This window comes from Paenibacillus sp. VTT E-133291 (genome assembly GCF_002264395.1).
Lineage (GTDB): Bacteria > Bacillota > Bacilli > Paenibacillales > Paenibacillaceae > Paenibacillus_AQ > Paenibacillus_AQ nitricinens.
In genome coordinates, this window is the sequence record NZ_NFVA01000001.1 from 58,348 (window position 1) to 72,735 (window position 14,388).

Genomic DNA, 14,388 nt, shown 5'->3' on the forward strand with positions numbered 1-14,388 from the left:
GTCTATACTGTAACCACGTTAACGCCAAGTCTTTGATAGGTATCAATAATCTTACGATCTACTGTATTTTCAGTGATTAAATAGTCTAATGAGGATACATTGGCTACAAAAAAAGTTGATATTTTCTCCAGCTTCTCTTTCGTAGCTATAGCGATAACCATAGAGGACTGTTCAAAAAGTTGATTCTTAATAATGGATTCTTCATAAGAGGGAACGGTTATTCCCACTTTGGAATCCAGCGTGGATACGCCAAGGATGGTTAAATCCAAATGAATTTGCTGAATCGCTCTAAGTGTTGAGGCTCCGAATAAAACTTGGTTCTTTTTATCAAGATCGCCGCCTAACAAGGTTACACTTGCTTTTGACAACCGGCACAGCGATAACGCAATCGAAGGGGAATTGGTAATAATTCTTCCATCAAAAAACTCTGTGATGTTCTCAGCTACTTTTAGATTCGTAGATCCGCCATCAATAAAGATAACCTTAGAATTCTCAATAAGAGTGCAAGCTCGTTTCGCTAACTCCGTTTTGGTCTGGCTATTTAATTCTACACGTGAATTGAAATCCTTCATGTCGCTGATAAGGCTATGGGCTCCCCCATGAATTCGCTTGAGAAGTCCCATCTTCGACAGGCTTTGTAAGTCTTTTCGAATGGTATCTTCGGTTACATTTAATTCTTGTGTTAATTCTTGGACAACAACGCGGCCTTCCGTCTCTACTTTTTTCAGGATGTATGCCTGTCTGTCAGCTTTTAGCACCGATTCACCTTCTTTCACAAAAATGCTTTCAAGGATATACATAACGTTACTATTTTACAACATAACAAATAAATTTGAAAAAAATCAATCGTTTTTACGGTCAACTCCGTCTTACTTATATGATATGAGGGGGATGTTCCTTCCTGAATAAAGACAGAGGGGGTGGTGGAAGGTGGAAAACACAATGGATGAGATCAGAATGGTAGATTTTGCGCAAATGGATGAAGAGGCTTTTTTTAGTCGTTTATATGTGGAGCATCGAAAAATGTATGCCATAGCCTATAGTTATCTGCGAACAGAGGCTGATACGCTGGAAGTGATCCAAGAAGCGTCATGCAGAGCATGGATGAAACGCAAAAAATTAAAGGATGAGCAGTCCTTCACACCTTGGCTTATTCGAATAACGATCAATTGCTGTATGGATGAGCTTCGGCGTAAAAAACGTGTGGTGCCTACGGAAAAGATAATTGAGAAAGCGGCTCGGGAAATGAAAAGTAATGATCGAATTGATCTAGAGCGTGCGATGAATCGGATAAAGCCTAAGTATCGGCATGTCGTAACGCTTAAATATTATCATGACATGACCACTATCGAAATTGCCAAAGTGCTAAAACGACCAGAAGGTACCATTAAGACTTGGCTGCGAGAGGGACTCAAACAGCTTCGGAGCTATCTATAGTAATATTGGAGGTGAACGGAATGACAGAAAAAGAAGAATGGATGCTTCGTAAGAACATTGATGAAGTACAACAGAATGTCGAAACGATGCAGGAGATGAAAATCTACAACGCTATGAGAAAGGGAATTACGGAGGGGAAAAAACGAGAAAAGCGACGGATCTATACTACAGGAATGGGCGTGATTGCAGCTGCAGCAGTTGCATTTCTATTTACATATTCAACAATCGGATTACCGGATAAGGAAATGCTGCAACCTTCAGTACAATCGGCTAGCACTAAGCTTACGAATGATTTCAAAGCTTATCGCACATTCTCCAGATTAGATTCTGCACTTGCCAGTGCTCTTGAACAGAATCTCGTGATGCCTGTAGGTCAGAGTGCGGTAAACAAGGGATACCGAATAGATGTGACAGGTGCCGTTACCGATGGACGGAAGGTGTATGTCCTATACAGTGTTCAGAACAATACAGACGAAGTAGTTATACACGCTGATTTTGGACTTCAATTTGAAGGGATAAAGGAGTCGTCACTTCACAAAGGTGCATCATTAAGTATGCTCGCTAGTGAAAGCCGAATTCAACCTGGACAGTCTATGGATTTTATATACTCCACTAATCTTTCACCAGCAATTAAATATCCAAAGAAAGTAAACTATAATATAATTCTTACCGAAACTTCAGATAAGGCACTCCTATCCAGTAGTAATAAGTATCGGACTAGCCTTGATGTTGCTTTCGAGCTTGATCCTGACATGCTCAAAGCACAAGAACGGATTCTGAATACAGAAAGAGCGCTGATCGTGGATGGACAAAAGATTAAAGTCACTGGAGTTCAGTATACTCCGCTAAGCACCTATGTAGATCTGGAGTATGATCAGAATAATGATAAACAGATTTTCCAATTGATTAATCCTGTGCTGATTAGTAAAAAAGGGGACATCACTGATAAGTTGTATTACCCGGATACCATCAACGCTGACAATTCCGAAATCTATTCGGACAACTCCAAGTTCACGTTAGTGTTCAAACATAGTAAGGGCAGTCAGCCAGATTCAGTGTCGTTGAAGACTTTTGGGATTTCGGCAGTCGAAAAGGACCAGATGAAAATTGTCGTGGATCTAAACAAGTATCAGCTTATTCAAGCGCCCGGAACTGGACTTGAGTTAGTCACGCCAACTCCAGAGAATAACGTAGAGGAAGGAGAAATCCTCCTAAGACGTAATATTGAGAATGCTCAATATTTAGAACGCTCTACTAGACTTGCTGAGACTTTTACTGATGCAAAAGGGAAGGTGCATCATAGAGAACCTTCCACAAACAGCTTCAGCAGCTATACCACTTCTAAGGATGGGTCAGCCGTGAACGAGTTTGGATATAATTTTGGCGCGGAAGCGAAGGACTATCCTCAGCCATTAACGATAAGGATAGAGAAATATTCAAATCCAATTAAGGATACGCAGGCTGTGGAGTTATACTCGAAGAATTAGGAAGCAATGAATCATCCGTTGATAATCTATCAACGGTTTTTTTTGTGATCACAGAGACTTCACACTTTGAAATTTAAGAAATACTTAATATATACCGTACTTGTTTTTAAGAAGTTTTTCTTATTCTAAGTGCATGAAGGAGGTTACTGAAAGGATGATAAACCCAAGTATAAAGAAATGGCTCCGTAAGGATATCTCAGCGGCAATGATGTTCCTGGCACCAAGCGGTATCGGATTTGCGATGTTTTACCTTATACCGTTTGTAATGGGCGTATTCTATTCTTTTATGGACAGCACGATAGAGGGCCATTTTGTAGGGTTTGATAATTACCGAGAGTTATTAAAGAGCGATTCCTTCCGTAAAGCAGCGTCCAATACATTTTATTTTAGCGCGATAAGTGTTCCGCTAATTCTTGTACTCTCGTTAGGATTAGCGATGTTATTGAATAAAAATACATATTTTCGGAATTGGCTTAGGACTGGATACGTGTTGCCGCTTGTCGTACCTGTCGTCTCTATCATTCTGATCTGGCAGATACTTTTCGATTGGAATGGCTCGCTTAACGCCTGGCTGAACAACTTCGGTATCGAACGTGTGGATTGGATGAAGACGGATGCAGCTAGAAATGTAATCATTGTTGTTTATTTATGGAAGAACATAGGCTATAACGTGATTTTATTCTTAGCGGGATTGCAGCAAATTCCTAAGGATTATTATGAAACGGCTCAAATTGAAGGTGCCGGATCCTTACGCCAGTTTCGCAGTATTACACTGGTCTATCTAACCTCTTCGATGTTTTTTGTGGTCATCATGTCGATCATAAATTCATTTAAAGTGTTTCGTGAAACGTATTTGATCGCAGGTGATTATCCGCATGACAGCATTTACATACTGCAGCATTATATGAACAATATGTTCATGACACTCGATGTACAGAAGCTGACTGCCGCGGCAACTTTGATGTTTGGTTGTATTTTATTGATCGTGTTGGGATTGTTTGCATTTGAGCGGAGGCATCGACAATTCATGGAATAGGGGTGAAAAGGTTGTGCCAGTTGTCAAAGTGTTACGAAAAGGGGCATTAACACTCGTCATGGCTGTTATTGCTATCATATTATTATTCCCGATTGTGATCACATTCACAAATTCGCTTATGACAGAGAAAGAAATTGAGATCAATTATGGATCTATCGGGCAGATGAACGAAGTAATTGAAGGGAGAGAAGCTATCTTTGTGAATTTAAAATTACTGCCGGATCAAGTGTCCTTGGAGCAGTATGCTAAGGTTTTCCTAGACAACCCTAAATATCTGACGATGTTCTGGAACTCAGTATTCTTGGTTGTACCCATCATTGCAGGACAAACATTGGTAGCAGCACTCGCTGCCTATGCTTTCTCTAAGCTGAAATTCCGGGGGCGAGATCCTTTGTTTCTTATCTATGTCCTAACGATGCTTATGCCTTTCCAAGTAACGCTGGTACCGAACTATATTATGGCGGATAAGCTAGGCATATTAGATAGTTCATATGCGATTATATTACCAGGAATTTTCGCAGCGTTTGGTGTTTTTATGCTCAGACAATTCATGCTGGATATACCTTACGCGTATATCGAAGCGAGCAAAATGGATGGTGCAGGACATTTTTTGATTTTTTACAAGATTATTATTCCGATGATTAAGCCAGGTCTGGCAGCACTCGTTATATTATTGTTCGTTGATTATTGGAATATGGTGGAGCAGCCGCTAATCTTTCTAGAAGATCCGTTTAAGCAGCCCTTGTCAGTGTTTTTATCGAGGATCAATGAAGAAGAGCGGGGCATTGCTTTTGCTGCATCCATACTATACATGGCTCCAATGGTGATGCTATTTTTGTATGCGGAATCGTATTTTATTGAAGGCATTCAATTGTCTGGTATCAAAGGTTGATTGGAGGAGAATGACGGGATATGGAGTTAGGTATAGAGCCGACTGATCGTAGACGTAAACGAAATATTCAAGTCGTCTTCATGGTTTTTATGGGTTTGTTATTGTTTTTCACAGTATTCAGTAACACCATACAGTCTTTGACGTTGCCGAAAGTGAGAACTGAAAAACCATCAAAGGGTAATCTGTTACTTACGATTGAAGCTAGTGGGATATTGCATCCACTCGCTGAAGCTAAGCTTTCGAATACAACCGGACTGAAGGTGCAACAAATTCTTGTGAAAGAAGGTCAGCGTGTAGAAAAGGGACAAAAGCTTATTATCTATGAGAGCAAAACGGCTGAGCAAGAATTGAAAGATGAAATAACTAATTTGGAAAAGCTGAAAATTGATCAACAGAATAGGCAAGATCAGTATATTCAGTCCGCGCTGGAAGAGGATGAATTCAAAATTCGAAATGCAAGACGTGATATCGAAAAAGGTAAGTTAGATATCTTAGCCCAGGAAAATAAGATTAGCGGATTAAAAAATCGTCTAACAAGCGAAAAGCAACTATTTTCTCCGTTTGATGGATTAATTTCAAAACTGAATGCCGTTGAAGGATTAATTTCATTGGGAGAACCGGAAGTTATTGTATCGAACAGCAGTCAGGGTTACAGATTGGATATTATTATGGATTCTGCACATTTATCTAGTTTAGGGATTTCTACTGGAGAAAAGGTAGAGGTCGATGTCGATATGAGCCATGGACAAGAAGCCCAGACCATAAGTGGCTCCATCGAAGAAATTGTGAATTCAGAGTCACGTATTGATAGCTCTTCTAGTAATGATTCGGGGAAGACACAAACCATTCCTCAAAAGGCTTTGAGAATCAAAGTCGTTGATCTAGAACTTAAAGGGGGTGAACAGGCTCGGGTCAAATTCGAGAAACGATCACTCCAAGAGGGATTACTCCTATCCAAAGAAGCTATTCATGAGGATCGCGAAGGTTTGTTTGTCTATAAAGTTGACGAGCAGCGGGGGGCATTAGGCAATGTTTTTGTCGCTAAGAAAGTTCGTATTCATTCCAGTGAAAAGAACGAAAAAGAAACGATGATTCAATCAGATGTCCTCTATGTGGAGGATTCAATTATTCTGGAAAGTAGTGAACCTCTTGAAGACGGGAACCGAGTTCGACTGCAATAAGAAATCATATCAACGAGAAAATAGGAGGAAAAAATCAAATGATCAAAATGAAGAGTAACAAGCTGGGGATGTTGGCGATGGGGATGGCTATGCTTGCGACGGCCGCCTGTAGTAATTCGGGAAGCGAGTCCGGGACGAACGATCAGGGAAAACCCGTCTCGGCAGAAGGAAAAACCGTCGTGAATTTTTCGGTACGGGAGTCGAGTTCCTTCTTTGAAGCGGCGGAAAAAAGATTCGAAGAGAAGTACCCGGACATCGACCTGCAAATTCAAGCCGTGAAAAAAGCGGAAGAAGACTGGAAGCCCGGAGATTACGAGAAGTATACGAAAACGACGAATACGGAGCTGTTATCGGGCAAGGGAGCGGACATTCTCGAAGTGGCAGAGCTGCCGTTCGAATCATATGCAAGCAAAAAGCTTATCGCAAATATGAACGAGTTGTTGAAACAAGACACGTCGCTGAGTGGTGTCGACCTGCAAGCGAAGCTCGAAGTATTCAAGACGGACGGTGACTTATACGCCATACCGTTCGGGTACTTCATGAGAGGGTTTATTGGCGACGGAAATCTACTGGCCGACGAGAGTATCGACGACAGCCGGTGGACGTGGGCCGAATTCGCCGAGGTCGCGAAGGGCTTGATGTGTAAAGAGAGCGAAAGCGGCATGGACCGGCGCTACGCTTTGGCTAACGAACCGCCGGATTTGATACTGTGGGAAATCGTCGTCGACGGCTATGCCAATTTTGTGGACGTCTCGGGGAAAAAAGCTTCCTTCGACTCCCCAAAATTCGTCGCTGCCATGCAGCAGGTCAAGAAGATGTACGACGACAGCATCGCGACCGCCGAGCCGGCCGAAGTCGGCCGCCAGTTGTTTTACTCTACCGTGTTGAGTTCACCAGGCAATTTGATCGATGAAATTCACTATTATTTCGCGAATCCGAAGCTGATCGGGAAGCCGCAAGCCGGAACGGTGGGTACGAGGCTCGCCCCTAGCGTTCAGCTTGCGATTAGGGACAATTCACCGGTGAAGGATGAGGCTTGGAAATTCATCTCATTCCTGTTGTCTGAGGAAGTGCAATCGATGAAGGAAAGGGAAGATTACGGATTCTCGATGTTGGACTCGGTAAACGAGAAAGAACTGAGGGACGTTCAGAAGCAGGTGAACGCTGGTACCTATAAGCTTCCAAGCGGAAAAAAGCCGCAAGTTTCCGCTGAACAGTTCGCCCAGTACGAACAGTTCATGCGGTCTGCGGGGTACTTCACGCGGATTGACGGAAAAGTCGTGCGAATGATCGGAGATGAATCGCCCGCTTTCTTCAGCGGCCAGAAGTCAGCCGATGAGGTCGCCAAGCTGATTCAAAACCGGGCGACGACGTATTTGAACGAGTAACGGTTTAAGGGAGGGGGAACTCATGTACAAACGATTAAAGTCATATGCTGTAGTTCTGCTCAGTGCAATGATGTTTAGCCAATCTCTTGCAAACGGCACATACGCAGCATCGACAGGAGTTTCAGACGCAGCGGTATTCATTTTTGACAAACTTGGTTCAATAGCTTTGAAAAGTAATGTCAACGTGAAGCTGATAGATATGGATATTTTAGAGCAACCGAGCGGTAATATACTTATATATACACTTAGTTATAGCAATGGTAGCAGCAATAGTGTAGCTCACGTTGATTATTTCTCTAGGGTTACTACAAATGGTGGATCAGTCATTCAAGGCAAACCTATCACGAGAGATGTCACCAAAAAAATCATGCCTCCTAATAGTAGCCAAATCGTCACGTATTACGTGAATATTGGAAAGTCCACACGATTAAACGGTACTAAAGTAACCCTATTTACTTGGGATTTCAGTAGCCAGGATTATCAGAAAAAGCTAGGTGTATTTACCATTCCAGCTAGTTATTCAGCTGTCGTTCCTCAAGGTCAGAGCAAGGAAATCACTATGGATAATCTGCTAGTAAACATCAAAGCAGAAAGTCTGCAAAGGCTTAAGACGAATGGAAAAATCTATATGAGAGTAGGCGTTAGCTTTACGAATTTGGGTAAAAAAGTGCTCAGCGACACCGCTTATAAAGCATACCTGAAATCGGCCGGTGGTTCGGTGTTCGATCTTAAGCTGGAGAACGTCAGTGGCAGTTTCAATGTACAGTCTCAAGAGAAGAAGACGGTTTACTATTTAACGGAAGTTCCTTCTTATATGAAGACTGAACAAATGATATTGCAATTCGCGCAAGAAGATGAAACTTTGAAAATAATGCTTCCAGTTAAATCTTTCAAGCTTCCTGCAGTAACAACTTCTGACTTGGCTGTGGCTAATTATGCTGTTAAGAAGATTTCTATTAAGAATAACACCGTTGAAATGCAATTGAAGAGTGCTTCTGTATATTCGGAAAATGATTCCGCGAAATGGAATCTTGAGTTCCGTCTTAAGAATCTTGGAAATAAAGCTATCACGCTACCTGCATACGAGCTTACGGTTAAAGCTGCTGAAGGATTTAGTATTCCGGTAGATTCAAAAGCACTTGAAAATGTAACATTGAAACCGCTTGAAGAGAAAATTATCAATCTTAATGCGGACGTGCCATTAGAACTTAATCAAGGTAAGCTGCAGTTGCAATGGACGGAGCCCTCTGTTGATGACAAGGTTATTTTTCCAACTGCGCAGTTTAACATCCCTTATTCTCTGGAGAACAATAATCTGATGGGTCAAGAGTATACGGTCCAGAACAGGTACGGAAAATTTATGGTGAAGCTGGTCTCCTATCAGCGGTTACCATGGGATGATACGGATCAAATCGTAACTAATATAAGCATCCGTAACACCGGCTTAACCTCAGTACAGTTACCTTCTCTCAAAGCTATAGTCAAAGCAGGAATGAGTGATCAGAGCAGCTCAGCCCAGATCGTGACCACAAATACGCAAACGTCGCTTGCTCCTAATGAAGCAACAGAGATCTATGTGATAGCGAAAGTTCCATATACTTATAGTTTCAATCAGCTAAAGATTGTACTGCAGGCCACCTCAGGAGATGAAGTTACGAAGTTTCTCTCTATGAATACAAGTTCGCTAAATAATGTAATTCATACAATTTCTGTAGGTGAAACTCATCAAATGAACTCGTTAAGCAAAAAAGCAAAAGTTAGCGAGCGCCGGACAACCACTTATAATGAAAATAGTTCTAACTTGATCTATACGGAACTGGAAATGATTAACGAAGAGCCGCGCCAGTCGAAACAGGCACAGCTTGTGGCTTATTACAAGACACCTGATAACCAATTTTTCAAGGCGGTGGTTAGCCAATCGATAACTCCAACAAGCCCAAATGGTAAAAATTTGGTTACGATCTGGAGTAAACTTCCGCAAGGAGTGAGTACATCCGATCTTATGCTTTATATTGGGGAAGGGATTGCTGACGGCAAGCTTACAGATTTAGGGGGGACATCCACTGGATTTATTAATAGTGTTAAATTAGCACTTACTCCTAATACAGTAATCCCACACAATAATCTAACAAGTGTCGATCTATTCCCTTACAACTTATCGGTTGCCAATGCAGCGGGGACGATTACTGAAGAGAAAGGCACATTAGATGTAGTTGTAAACTATAGCTTATCCGAGAAAGAAGATTTTGAAGCAGGTCACTATGAACATAAGTTAGTCTTAGAACTCATTGACCCTTACGGACAATCCATGGAAAAGACTTTGGAACTGGGGGCAGATTTGCCAATGGGTAAGAATAAATCATACTTAGCCTCATTTAATAGTAACTTCCACAAAATATTAAGGGGAGGAAGCATTCGTATCAATCTATATGATGAATTCCAGGGTCATAGGATGTTACTAGGGGGTCAGTCCTATCCGTTAACTTACATTTCAGCAGAACCGAAAAACTCTAATAGTAATGGTAGCTCAGGCAATTAAAATTGTAGGAAGCTGGGTTAAGAAAAAAGTCAAAAGTGTTGGCATAATAGCCAGCACTTTTTTATATTTTTATGAACTTTTTATGGAAATTCCTTCAATGTATGTTATTTACATTGACTGTCCTCATTCTTTTCGTTAAGATTACCTCTGCGCTTCAATGCCAAAAAGCAAAAAAGCTTGAAAGTGAGGAAGCGATTAATCATTATTATTATCCCAATACAATGTTAAGGAGCATTATTGTCATGGAACGTCAGCTTAGTTTCTCAAAAAGCATGATCATCATCATTTTTATTCTCGCACTTCTATTTGTATCCATCTTTCTATTGAAAGCGGAGCCGCATCTGCCGCTTCTCGTAACTACAATAGGCACGGCCGTCTTATTAGGGATGTTTGGGTTCTCTTGGAAAAAGATCGAATCTGCCATTATTCAAGGGATACAAACGGCCATCATGCCAATTCTAATCCTCATGCTGATCGGAATTCTGATTGCGGTATGGATGATGAGCGGGACAGTGCCTTCGCTTTTATATTATGGTATGGATTATATTAATCCGAATTATTTTGCGGTGAGCGCATTATATGTCACGATCATCGTCTCGATGTTCACTGGAAGCTCATTTACGACAGTAAGCACGATCGGTGTTGCATTAATGGGTATTGCAGTAACTACGGGGATTTCCCCAACTTTGGCTGCTGGAGCGATTATCAGTGGGGCTTGTTTTGGTGATAAAATGTCGCCACTTTCCGATACCACGAATTTTGCTCCAGCAGTGGCCGGCATCCCCTTATTTACACATATTCGTAACATGGTCTACACAACGTTACCAGCGCTTGTTATAACCACAATCTTTTTCTTGTTCGCTCCAAAGAGCAGCTCAATCGACTTATCCTCGATTACGGAAATTAAACTTGCTTTACTAAATGGGTTTCATATTCATTGGTTAACGCTGCTATCTCCTATAGCTGTCATTGCTTGTTCGATCAAGCGGGTGCCGATCCTGCCTACGTTAATTGTCGGAATAATAAGTGGTCTTCTTGTGACGGCTTTCGTTCAGCAGCAGACAGAAATCGATGTCTGGTTTAGTGTGATGCAGAACGGATATAACAGTAATATCGCGAATAAAATGGTTGCTTCCATTGTCAATCGCGGAGGGATGCAATCGATGATGTGGTCTGTATCCTTAATCTTAATTGCCTTATCTTTAGGTGGTTTGATTCAGCATTGCGGTGTGATCGAGGCTTTTTTCCGTAAACTCATTCAACCCCTTAAGCGTAAAAGCAGCATTGTTCTTATGAGCGGAGCATCCTCCATTGCGGTAAACGGCATGACGGGTGAACAGTATCTTTCGATCCTATTGCCGGGGCAAATGTTCAAAGATGAATATAATCGCCGAGGCATTCCAGCGAGAACACTGTCCCGGACGCTAGAGGATTGTGGAACATTAGTTAATCCATTGATTCCATGGGGTGTTAGTGGCGCCTTCTTCGCAGTGACTCTGGGTGTACCTGTTATAGAATATGCACCTTATGCAACCTTCTTATGGTTAAGTCCATTCATCACATTTGCTTATGCTTTGATCCCTAAATTGCAAAAGAACTCACTGGGTGTGGATAAAGAAATCTCAAGATAATGGACACCATATGCATTGATTCAACGTATATAAAGAATACTATGCGTTGAGTCAATGTGATCAAGCTAGTGTTCTAAGCTGAAAAAGTGGACTATTTATCGGAGGTAATAACAGTGAGTCGCAGTAAGTTACAAGATCGAATCAGATTAGCCAATGTCGAAACCAAGCACGCAGAGCAATTTAATAATCTACTACGTTATGTATTTCAGGTGACCAATCGCGATCTGCAAATCTTTGGCTGGGAGAACCGTGAAATCACTCAGGCAAAGTTGCCAGTTCTTAAGTATGCTGATGTTGTAGGTTGGTTTGATGGAGACAAGCTCATTTCTCAGTTAGCTGTATACCCATTTCAGGTGAATATTTTTGGGCATATCTATGAGATGGGTGGGCTAACGGGTGTTGGAACCTATCCCGAATATGCCAATTTGGGTCTAATGAATAAGCTAATGCTTCATGCTTTAACTAAAATGCGGGATCGTAAACAATCGATATCTTATCTTTTTCCGTATTCAATCCCTTATTATAGAAGAAAAGGCTGGGAAATCATTACCGATAAAATCTCATTTGAAGTACCGGATACCCAGTTGCCAAAAATGAGGAACGTCCCAGGAAATGTGGAACGCGTAACCATTGAGCATCCAGACATCAAAGTGATTTATGATCAGTTTGCCGTACAGTATCATGGGGCGATGATTCGTAATGAGCTAGCATGGGAAGAATATCTGCGGTGGGATTTGGATGATATGACGGTTGGTATTTATTACAATAACAACGATGAACCCATGGGGTACTTGTTATATTGGGTCGCCGAAGAAATATTTTATATCAAAGAGATGGTATACATTGTTGAAGAGGCTCGAACGGGTTTGTGGAATTTTATTAGTGCGCATTTTTCGATGATTAAGCTGGTTAAAGGGGATATTTATAAAGGTGAACCGTTGTCATTCCTATTAGATGATGGGGATATCAAGGAGACGATTGCTCCCTATTTTATGGCGCGAATTGTGGATGTTCGTTTATTTATTGAACAGTATCCTTTTAAACGACAGGATAAGGACTGTGAGCTTGTTTTTAATCTGAGTGATCCGATGCTTGAATGGAATCGAGGGACATTTACGTTATCCGTAGATAGAGAAGGGAAGGGGAGCCTGCAAGAAGGAGGGTTAAATCCTTCGCTTACGCTTGATATTCCTACCTTAACAACCATGTTAATGGGCTATAAGCGGCCAACCTACCTGGCTCGAATCGGCCGTATTCAGACGGATGAAGTCACGATCCATTTACTTGAAGGACTGATTAGACCAGAGCATCCATATTTCTCTGATTATTTTTAAAAGGGCACGAACCTTTGAAGCATACTCTAAGGAGTGTGCTTTTTTGTTCTTTTTATAGTAGAATAATCTCTCAGCAACACAATATGATATGAGGTGTAAGAATGGCAATTAATTTTAATAAACCAATGATCACTAAATTACAGCAAGAAATTACGGAGCTTGAAAGCAAGATCAAAAACACGCAGAACAAAAAAGAAAAATCAAAATTCAAAATTAATCAATTAGAACAGGATATGAAATTTAGTAAGTCTCACACGGATTTGAGCAGTAAAATGTCGCGAATCAAAAAGTTGAACGATGAGGTAAAGAACTTAAACCGTACACAATCTGATCTTTCAAAAGAGTTAACCGCTAAGAAAAACTCTCTAAAAAAGGTTCAAGCGAACGAAACCACATCTGTTGTGAATAATTCTATAGAAGAATAAATAAGGATATAAAAACTGCATTTTGTATGCGGTTTTTATTTTTTTATCGGCTCATCAGTCTCCCCTCTTAACAATGAGATTTCATGCTTATAGGGTGCGTTGACATACTTCTTTTCACCGATGGAGGGGGTCTCTAGAAGTTTGGGAATGGTCGATAGTTGAGGATGGTGGACTACATATCGTAATGCCCGAAGGCCAATATATCCGTGTCCAATATTTTCGTGCCTGTCTTTTCGCGAGCCCATAATATTCTTAGAATCATTTACGTGAATGACCTTCAGGCGCTCTATTCCAATTACGCAATCAAATTGATCTAAGATGCCATCAAAATCCTCCTTCACATTATAACCAGCGTCGTGGATATGGCAAGTATCCAAACAAATCGATAATCGCTCATTGTGAGTCACTCCATCAATAATAGCTGCAAGTTCCTCAAAAGTAACTCCGCACTCGCTGCCTTTTCCCGCCATCGTCTCTAATGAAACCTGAACATTTCGTTTATCGGCTAACACTTCATTCAAGCCTTCTATGATCCGCGAGATTCCAGCCTCTGAACCCGCACCAACATGGGAACCGGGATGTAGGACAATTTGCGTAGAGCCTAAAGCTTCCGTTCTTATAATTTCGGATTGAAGAAACTCTATACTGTGCTCGAAGACCTGAGACGATATCGTATTCCCTAAGTTCACAATAAACGGAGCATGTACCACAATATTTGAAATGCCGTTAGCGCTCATGTGAGCTTGGCCAGCTTCAATATTCAAGGCTTCAATGGGTTTGCGACGTGTATTATGAGGTGCTCCGGTATATATCAGGAAGGTGGTCGCTCCATAAGATGATGCCTCTTCGCTAGCCCGAAGGAGCATCTTTGGTCCAGTCATGGATACATGTGACCCAAGGAGTAAAGACATCAGATTTAAACCTTCCTTTCTATAGAGAAGTAGATTGATTTTAGTCATTAATTGATGTCATTATATATCTATTAACATTTGTAAAATGCCCTAATGTTATGTATTGTAGCTAATTACGCAATTGCAA

Annotated in this window: 12 protein-coding genes; 10 read left to right on the plus strand and 2 right to left on the minus strand. The window is 41.2% G+C overall.

From position 1 onward, the window contains the following. Positions 1-2: 2 nt before the first annotated feature. Entirely contained in the window at positions 3-758 is a 756-nt protein-coding gene (locus tag CA598_RS00280) for a DeoR/GlpR family DNA-binding transcription regulator (RefSeq protein WP_094874891.1), read from the minus strand. A gap of 184 nt (positions 759-942) precedes the next feature. On the opposite strand from CA598_RS00280, the gene CA598_RS00285 reads away from it, so the two are divergent. From CA598_RS00285 to CA598_RS00330, 10 genes are all read left to right on the plus strand, one after another. Then, the gene (locus CA598_RS00285; RefSeq protein ID WP_094868698.1) at positions 943-1,437 is read left to right on the plus strand and encodes an RNA polymerase sigma factor; all 495 of its coding nucleotides are present in this window, start codon (positions 943-945) and stop codon (positions 1,435-1,437) included. A gap of 20 nt (positions 1,438-1,457) precedes the next feature. After that, complete coding sequence (locus tag CA598_RS00290) at positions 1,458-2,924, plus strand: DUF4179 domain-containing protein (protein WP_094874892.1); 1,467 nt, start codon at positions 1,458-1,460, stop codon at positions 2,922-2,924. A gap of 154 nt (positions 2,925-3,078) precedes the next feature. Beyond that, entirely contained in the window at positions 3,079-3,960 is an 882-nt protein-coding gene (locus CA598_RS00295; protein WP_179283542.1) for a carbohydrate ABC transporter permease, read from the plus strand. 58 nt (positions 3,961-4,018) lie between these two features. Beyond that, positions 4,019-4,852: a carbohydrate ABC transporter permease gene (locus CA598_RS00300; protein ID WP_179281498.1), complete on the plus strand. Its 834-nt coding sequence runs from the start codon at positions 4,019-4,021 to the stop codon at positions 4,850-4,852. A gap of 20 nt (positions 4,853-4,872) precedes the next feature. Continuing rightward, complete coding sequence (locus CA598_RS00305; protein ID WP_094874893.1) at positions 4,873-6,033, plus strand: efflux RND transporter periplasmic adaptor subunit; 1,161 nt, start codon at positions 4,873-4,875, stop codon at positions 6,031-6,033. Positions 6,034-6,071: 38 nt separating this feature from the next. Then, entirely contained in the window at positions 6,072-7,421 is a 1,350-nt protein-coding gene (locus CA598_RS00310) for an ABC transporter substrate-binding protein (protein ID WP_306440439.1), read from the plus strand. A 22-nt stretch (positions 7,422-7,443) separates the two neighbouring features. After that, entirely contained in the window at positions 7,444-9,960 is a 2,517-nt protein-coding gene (locus tag CA598_RS00315; RefSeq protein WP_094874894.1) for a hypothetical protein, read from the plus strand. A gap of 242 nt (positions 9,961-10,202) precedes the next feature. Continuing rightward, positions 10,203-11,591 (plus strand): Na+/H+ antiporter NhaC, encoded by a 1,389-nt coding sequence (gene nhaC, locus CA598_RS00320; RefSeq protein ID WP_341109023.1) that lies wholly within the window; start codon positions 10,203-10,205, stop codon positions 11,589-11,591. Positions 11,592-11,704: 113 nt separating this feature from the next. Further along, positions 11,705-12,925 (plus strand): GNAT family N-acetyltransferase, encoded by a 1,221-nt coding sequence (locus CA598_RS00325; protein ID WP_094874896.1) that lies wholly within the window; start codon positions 11,705-11,707, stop codon positions 12,923-12,925. 101 nt (positions 12,926-13,026) lie between these two features. Then, positions 13,027-13,350 carry a hypothetical protein gene (locus CA598_RS00330; RefSeq protein WP_094868705.1) on the plus strand — a complete coding sequence of 108 codons (324 nt, stop codon included), beginning with the start codon at positions 13,027-13,029 and terminating at the stop codon, positions 13,348-13,350. A 35-nt stretch (positions 13,351-13,385) separates the two neighbouring features. Here CA598_RS00330 and CA598_RS00335 read toward each other — a convergent pair whose 3' ends face one another. Further along, positions 13,386-14,261, minus strand: a complete 876-nt coding sequence (locus CA598_RS00335; RefSeq protein ID WP_094874897.1) for a deoxyribonuclease IV — start codon at positions 14,259-14,261, stop codon at positions 13,386-13,388. Positions 14,262-14,388 lie beyond the last annotated feature (127 nt).

Bases quoted from the DNA above. Each gene is read 5' to 3' on its own strand.
- CA598_RS00285 (WP_094868698.1), top strand. From the start codon at position 943: ATGGATGAGATCAGAATGGTAGATTTTGCGCAAATGGATGAAGAGGCT.
- CA598_RS00290 (WP_094874892.1), top strand. From the start codon at position 1,458: ATGACAGAAAAAGAAGAATGGATGCTTCGTAAGAACATTGATGAAGTA.
- CA598_RS00295 (WP_179283542.1), top strand. From the start codon at position 3,079: ATGATAAACCCAAGTATAAAGAAATGGCTCCGTAAGGATATCTCAGCG.
- CA598_RS00300 (WP_179281498.1), top strand. From the start codon at position 4,019: ATGGCTGTTATTGCTATCATATTATTATTCCCGATTGTGATCACATTC.
- CA598_RS00305 (WP_094874893.1), top strand. From the start codon at position 4,873: ATGGAGTTAGGTATAGAGCCGACTGATCGTAGACGTAAACGAAATATT.
- CA598_RS00310 (WP_306440439.1), top strand. From the start codon at position 6,072: ATGATCAAAATGAAGAGTAACAAGCTGGGGATGTTGGCGATGGGGATG.
- CA598_RS00315 (WP_094874894.1), top strand. From the start codon at position 7,444: ATGTACAAACGATTAAAGTCATATGCTGTAGTTCTGCTCAGTGCAATG.
- nhaC (WP_341109023.1), top strand. From the start codon at position 10,203: ATGGAACGTCAGCTTAGTTTCTCAAAAAGCATGATCATCATCATTTTT.
- CA598_RS00330 (WP_094868705.1), top strand. From the start codon at position 13,027: ATGGCAATTAATTTTAATAAACCAATGATCACTAAATTACAGCAAGAA.
- CA598_RS00335 (WP_094874897.1), bottom strand. From the start codon at position 14,261: ATGTCTTTACTCCTTGGGTCACATGTATCCATGACTGGACCAAAGATG.